8 protein-coding genes are annotated in these 7,086 nt (G+C 31.9%); 1 reads left to right on the top strand and 7 read right to left on the bottom strand.

Annotated features, from left to right (window positions below; all coding sequences use genetic code 11):
• From ACI32A_RS07295 to rsmG, 7 genes are all read right to left on the bottom strand, one after another.
• Positions 1–241, bottom strand: a 241-nt coding sequence (locus ACI32A_RS07295) for a hypothetical protein (protein ID WP_439754384.1), incomplete at its 3' end; no start/stop codon positions are given.
• 2 nt (positions 242–243) lie between these two features.
• Entirely contained in the window at positions 244–921 is a 678-nt protein-coding gene (locus tag ACI32A_RS07290; protein WP_439754383.1) for a LytR/AlgR family response regulator transcription factor, read from the bottom strand.
• A complete protein-coding gene (glmS, locus tag ACI32A_RS07285; protein ID WP_439754382.1) occupies positions 922–2,748 on the bottom strand; it encodes a glutamine--fructose-6-phosphate transaminase (isomerizing) in 1,827 nt (608 codons plus the stop codon).
• 226 nt (positions 2,749–2,974) lie between these two features.
• Positions 2,975–3,820 (bottom strand): YitT family protein, encoded by an 846-nt coding sequence (locus ACI32A_RS07280; RefSeq protein WP_439754381.1) that lies wholly within the window; start codon positions 3,818–3,820, stop codon positions 2,975–2,977.
• A gap of 75 nt (positions 3,821–3,895) precedes the next feature.
• Complete coding sequence (locus tag ACI32A_RS07275) at positions 3,896–4,762, bottom strand: ParB/RepB/Spo0J family partition protein (RefSeq protein ID WP_439754380.1); 867 nt, start codon at positions 4,760–4,762, stop codon at positions 3,896–3,898.
• On the bottom strand, positions 4,752–5,531 hold the full coding sequence (locus ACI32A_RS07270; protein WP_439754379.1) for a ParA family protein: 780 nt from the start codon (positions 5,529–5,531) through the stop codon (positions 4,752–4,754). The genes ACI32A_RS07275 and ACI32A_RS07270 overlap by 11 nt, the downstream gene beginning before the upstream one ends.
• A gap of 1 nt (position 5,532) precedes the next feature.
• Entirely contained in the window at positions 5,533–6,234 is a 702-nt protein-coding gene (gene rsmG, locus ACI32A_RS07265; protein WP_439754378.1) for a 16S rRNA (guanine(527)-N(7))-methyltransferase RsmG, read from the bottom strand.
• 139 nt (positions 6,235–6,373) lie between these two features.
• Between rsmG and ACI32A_RS07260 the strand changes: the two genes are divergently transcribed.
• The gene (locus tag ACI32A_RS07260; RefSeq protein WP_439754376.1) at positions 6,374–7,024 is read left to right on the top strand and encodes a GTP pyrophosphokinase; all 651 of its coding nucleotides are present in this window, start codon (positions 6,374–6,376) and stop codon (positions 7,022–7,024) included.
• Positions 7,025–7,086: the final 62 nt, after the last annotated feature.

Genomic DNA, 7,086 nt, shown 5'->3' with positions numbered 1-7,086 from the left:
CGCTGAATTCACCACCGCCCTGTGAGGACGGCGTACTCTTCTTATTGCTTATAGATTGATTTGTCATTGAAATCCATTGATTTGTATGATTCATATTTACTTTCAATTGATAATATTTTATATACAGATATACAATCCATCCAATCAAAATCGAAATAAAAACCGTTATGATTTTAGATATCTTTAATCCATCCAATATAAAATATAAAACAATTCCAAGTACAAACCCTAATTTTTCCATAACTATATATCCATTTTTAATTCAATATATTTATTTTTGATTTCTTTCCACTTTCTTTTACTCACTCGTATTTTGATTTGTTCATCCAAATCAATCACATGATTTGATATATCTAATTTTTTTATTTTTGTTCCATTCACAATACAATTCGATTTCACTCGAAGAAAAGAATTTGATACCATTGTTTGTACTTCCTTGAGTGTTTCATAAACTAAACGATATTTCTCTTTGTTTTCTAATACAACAAATATATTTCCTTCTTGTACATAAAACAATAAAATATCATTTTCTTTCAAAATGATTTTTTCACCTGGAACAGATAAAATAATTTGATTTTGTCTCTGGATTTTTGTTTGTACCCATTGTATTTTTGATTCCAGAAGATTATCTATTTTATTTTTTGGAATAAATCCTAATACATTTGTATCAAAAGTATCAATCATATATTCTTCATAATTGGAAAGATAGACAATATACATTTGTTTATGTGCATTTTTTCGAATATATTCAATTCCATTATCCTGATTCAATTTTATGTCCAGCAATAATAAATCATAATAAATATGACTTTGATTGTATTCTTCAATATTTGAATATATATGAACTATATGTTCTTTTGGAATATAGTTTCTAATTTTATTTTGAAAATAATAAGTATCTTCTAAAATCGCAATTTTCATTTATTCTACCGTTACTGATTTTGCCAGATTTCTTGGTTTATCGACATCCAATCCCTTGGATACACTTAAATAATAAGCCAATAATTGTAAAGGAATGACAGCTAAGCTTCCTATAAAGTGTTCGTCTACTCGTGGTACATAAGTCACAAAGTTGGCTGTGTCTTCGATTTGATAGTATCCATAAGGCGCAACGGCCATTAAATAAGCCCCTCTTGATTTACATTCCACCATATTACTCATTGTTTTTTCATATAAACCAGCTTGTGTACAAACTCCAATTAGAAGTGTTCCATCTTCAATTAAAGAAATAGCTCCGTGTTTTAATTCCCCTGCTGCATAGGCTTCAGAATGAATATAACTGATTTCTTTTAATTTAAGACTTCCTTCTAAACTAATCGCATAATCCAGTCCTCTTCCAATAAAGAATACATCTTTGGCATTGGAATATTTAGACGCAAACCATTGAAGACGTTCTTTATCTTCTAGTACTCTTTCCATTTTTTTAGGAAGTGATAATAATTCTTGGATATAATAGATATATTGTTCTTCATTGATTTGATGATGAATTTTAGCTATTTCAATAGCTAAAATATAGCCAATAATTAATTGTGCACTATATGCTTTTGTAGTGGCAACAGAGATTTCAGGTCCAGCCAGTGTATATAAAACATAATCGGCTTCTCTGGCAATCGATGAACCTAATACATTGACAATAGCTAATGTTGGTATACCTTTTTCTTTAGCCAATCGTAAAGCTGCCAAACTATCAGCGGTTTCTCCGGATTGAGAAATAATAATCACTAAGTCGTTTTCTTTTAAAATGGGATTTCGATATCGAAATTCACTGGCGAGTTCTACTCGAACAGGAATCTTTGTAAGGTCTTCCATAATATATTGACAAGCCATACTGACATGCCAGGCCGATCCACAGGCAACAAAATGAATTTGAGAAATGGATTCAATGTCTAGTCCATTTAAAGCATCTAATACAATGGCATTGTCTTTGATGATGCTATTTAAAGTGTCTTCAACGGCTTTTGGCTGTTCATGGATTTCTTTCATCATGAAATGTTGGTAGCCACCTTTTTCAGCTGCTTGAGCATCCCATTGAATTTCAGCACACTCTTTTTCAATTTCTTCGCCATCTAAATTATAGAAACAAATACTTCCTTTTTCTAAACAAGCCATTTCCTGGTTTCCAATATAATATACATTTCTTGTATATTTTAAAATTGCCGGAACATCACTGGCTACATATGACTCATTGTTTGCGATTCCTAGAATCATGGGACTATCTTTTCTGGCAACAAAAATCTTTTCTTCATAGTCTTGAAATAAGACAGCTAAGGCATAAGAACCACGAATACGCATCATGGCCTGGGATAAAGCTTGTAAAGGATCTTTGGTTTGGTAGTAATAAAAGTCAATTAAATTCGTAGCAACTTCTGTGTCTGTTTGTGAATAAAACACATAGCCTTCTTTAATTAATCGATCCTTTAATTCCTGGTAATTTTCAATTATTCCATTATGAACCGTTACCACTTGATCATGAAAAGACATATGCGGGTGGGCATTGTCTTCACTGGGTTCTCCATGTGTTGCCCAGCGTGTATGACCGATTCCACATGTTCCAATGACACTTTGTCCCTCGTTTGTCTTTTCCATTAAAGACTTTAATCGTCCTTTGGCTTTGACAATTTCTAAATGATTTTGGTTACGAACTGCAATTCCAGCTGAATCATAACCACGGTATTCCAATTTTGAGAGTCCTTCTAATAAAATTGGAGCCGCTTGCTGGTTTCCATTAAAACCTACAATTCCACACATAAAAAAATACCTCCACAAAATAATTGCGAAGGATACTCAATGAATTTGTTCGATTTTCACAAATCGGTTTTGTCATTTACTAAAGACTGTATCAAGCCTCCAGATCATCCGCCGAATCTTTCGATTAATCTGGTCCTCGTCAACTTTTACAAGTCCTGGCGCTTCTTTTCTTTTTTCTTCGCAATATGTTCCATTATAAAACAAGAAAGAAAAAAAGAAAAATTTTTTATATAGCTCCTCTGAAACCTTTTCCAATGATTTCAGAACTATTCACAATAGTAATAAAAGCCATTTTATCATTTTGATGAATAAAATTACGAAGTAACATAGCTTCTCTTTTTGTTAAAACTGTAATTAAAATCGTTTTTTGTCTTTGACTATAAGCACCGATGGCATCTTCAATAGTTGCTGAACGATTCAAAGTATCAATAATAAAATTTTGAATGGGTTCTGGATTTTCGGTTACCACGGTACATACTTTTCTAAGATTAAAGCTTTCAATAACGGTATCCACTAATGTGCACTTTAATACCATTCCCAGTACGCAATATAAACCTGTTTTTGGTCCAAATAAATAAGCAGCAATGAATACAATCAAGGCATCCGATGCCATTAAGGCTTTTCCAATTTCCAATGATGTATATTTATGTAAAATCATCGCAATAATGTCGGTTCCCCCTGTTGATGCGCCTACATTGAATACAATGGCACTTCCTATAGCTGGTAGAATCACGGCAAACCAGAGTTCTAAAAATGTATCATTGGTTAATGGAGCCGTTAATACAATAATTTTTTCAATGGCACTGACAAAAAATGAAAGAGCAAAAGAAGAATAAATGGTCCATCCCATAGTTTTGATTCCCAAAAATACAAGTCCCAAAACAACTAGGACTCCATTCACAAGCCACATAAAATTTCCTACGTTATATTTTGGAAATAAAGTTGCTAAAATGATTGATATTCCAGATGTTCCTCCAAACGCAAAATGATTGGGTGTTTTAAAAATTGCTATACCTGCAGCTGTTAAAAACAATCCCATATTTAATAAAATAAAGAATTTTAATTTGTTCATTTTTATCCCCTTCTATAGGCTCATCTATTATAGTCTTATGTTTTATAAAACTCAAATAAAAAAGAAGAGCAATAATTACTCTTCTATTAGATGAAGCAATTCTAAAATTCGATTTAAGTCTTCTTTATTTTCTATGTGAATGGAAATCGAATGCATGGAAAGAGATACACTTGTTTGAAAATATTCTTCTAATTTTGTCTTTGCCTCTTTTAAATATAAATCCTCTGGATTTTTTTCAATTTTCTTTGGAGAATTTATATCTTTTACCAATTGCTCTACTTTACGAACCGATAAATTCTGCTCAATCGCTTTTTTGGCAACATTCACCATTTTTTCTTCTTCTTTTAAAGCCAGTAAAGCACGTGCATGTCCCATCGATAGTTCTTTATTCACAACATAGTCTTGTACCTGTGAAGGAAGTTTCAATAAGCGAAGAATATTGGTAATGTGTTCTCTAGATTTTCCAACACGATGGGCTAATTCTTCTTGTGTATATTGAAAACGGTTCAATAAGTTTTCATAGGCTTTAGCTTCTTCTATCACATTCAGATTTTCTCTTTGAATGTTTTCTAAAAGCGCAATTTCCATCATCTGCTGATCATCAAAATCCACAATAATAGCCGGAATTTCTGTTAAACCTGCTAACTTAGACGCACGTAAACGACGTTCTCCTGCAATTAAGTCATATCCAGAAATGCTTTTTTTTACTAGAATTGGTGTAAAAATTCCATGTTGTGAAATAGAATCACTTAGTTCTTTCAAAGATTCTGGATCAAATACTTTTCGTGGCTGATAAGGATTAGGACGAATCAATTCAATATTGATTTTCTTTTGTTCCTGACTTTCTGTTTTAACTTCTCCTCTTTGAATTTCATCTAATACTTTTGATACATCTTGACCAAAAATAGAAGAAAGCCCTTTTCCTAATTTTTTATTCTCCATACGATCCCTCGTTTCGTTTTACGAATTCTTTTGTTAAGTCACCATAAGATTTTGCCCCTGAACTATTGATATCATATTCAAAAATAGAGACACCTCGACTTGGTGCTTCCGATAATTTAATGTTTCTTGAAATATTAGTTTGATAAACCAGTTTTTCAAAAGTCTGACGAACATCCTGACATACTTCCATGCTTAATTTTGTTCGAACATCATACATCGTCATAACCAATCCTTCAATTTTTAAATTTGGATTGCTTGTTTTTTGAACCAGTCGAATTGTCATCAATAACTGTGTTACCCCTTCTAGTGCATAATATTCACATTGTACAGGAATTAAAACGCTATCGGCTGCACTTAAGGCATTAGTATTTAACAATCCAAGTGATGGTGGACAGTCAATGATAATGTAGTCATATAAGTGTTTGATTGGATCCAATACGTTTTTAAGAATCAATTCTTTATTTGGAATTTCATTCATCAATAAATCTGCACCTGCTAAAGTTAAATTGGCAGGTAAAATATCAATACTTGGTGCTTGTAAATGAACAATAGCTTGTTGAATATTTACTCCATCAAATAAAACAGAATAAATAGTGGGTTGTCCTTGTTCTTTGATTGCCGATAAACCCGTAGATGCATTTCCTTGTGAATCTAAATCCACTAATAAGACTTTCTTTTGCATATAAGAAAGACCACTTGATAAATTGATAGCTGTTGTAGTTTTTCCAACGCCACCTTTTTGATTTGAAATTGCGACAATTTTTCCCATACTAATCCCCCAATGGCTTTTTCTTTATTTGTCCATACGCTCTTGGATATTTTTTTGGCGTACTTTTTTTCTTTCGAAAATAAAAATTCATCCGCATGGCTTCATCATCTAAATGAAACACTTCTTCTTTTTCTACTTCCAAATTTAAAATTGAAATAGCATCTCTTGCCTCTTCTAATTCCTGTTTTCCGTTTTTTCCTTTTAAAGCAATCATCAATCCATTGACTTTTACCAAAGGAATACAAAGCTCTAATAATACATTTAAACGAGCTACAGCTCTTGCACTGACAACATCAAATTGTTCTCGATTTTCTTTCGCATAATCTTCTGCTCTTGCAGACAAAATTGTTATGTTTTCTAGTTTTAATTGTTTTTTTACTTCTTCTAAAAAGCGACAACGTTTTTGAAGTGGTTCAATGATTGTTAATTGAATATCATTAAATACAATTTTTACTGGAATCGATGGAAAACCTGCACCCGCACCTACATCACACATCGTTTGAATGGGTGTGTGAAAAAAAGGATAGATGGAATCATAAAAATGTTTTTCCCATATTTGTTCTTCTTCTACAATGGCTGTTAAATTCATTTTCTGGTTCCATTCCAATAATAGAGTTTTATACAATTCAAATTGATGGATTTGTGTATCTGTTAAATGTATATTCGATTTAGCACATGCTAAGACAAATTCTTCTTTTTTCATAAATACCTCTGCGATTTATTATATCATGAACCATAGATTTTCTGTTCGCAAGTATATAATATTTTTTATATTGACACCATTTATGTCAATTTTAAAAATAATCTTTCTATGATACAATGCAATTGCAGGTGATAGTAAAATGAATATTGCAGAAGAATTTGTTAAACACAACCCAAATGTCACTGAACAAGAAATGGAACAAAAAGTGAAGCAAAGTATGTCTTATTATCGTTGTGCTCTTATGGAAGTGGAAACAAAATTTAAGGTACTAAGTGAAAATTTTTCCATTTTAGCGGATCGCAATCCCATTGAATCCATTCAAACTCGAATCAAAGACGAAGAAAGTATCATCAATAAACTGATTCGAAGAAATTTAGAGTTATCGGTGGAATCTATGGAAGAAAATTTGTTTGATATTGCCGGGGTTCGTGTAATCTGTTCCTTTGAAAACGACATCTATGATTTGGCTCATTTATTTTTAAAACAAGACGACGTTCGTTTAATTGAAAAAAAAGACTATATTCAGCATGCCAAGACAAATGGATATCGTTCTCTTCATTTAATTATTGAAATTCCGATTTTCTTAGCCAATGAAAAAAAATGGGTAAAAGTTGAAGTACAATTTCGTACCATTGCCATGGATTTCTGGGCAAGTCTTGAACATAAAATACGATATAAAAAAGATTTACCGCAAAAAAGATTAAATGAAATTGATGATGAACTTTATGTTTGTTCCAAAATTTGTCAGGAATTAGATCGAAAAATGCAAGAAATAAAAGATGGAAAATAATCCATCTTTTCAGAGTGTTGACAAACCCCCATATCTTTTAATAAAGGTATGGGGGTTTCAAC

The organism is Floccifex sp. (assembly GCF_051873555.1).
Lineage (GTDB): Bacteria > Bacillota_I > Bacilli_A > Erysipelotrichales > Erysipelotrichaceae > Floccifex.
The sequence above is the reverse complement of the archived record's forward strand: the minus strand, read 5'-3'. Positions and strand labels throughout refer to the sequence as shown.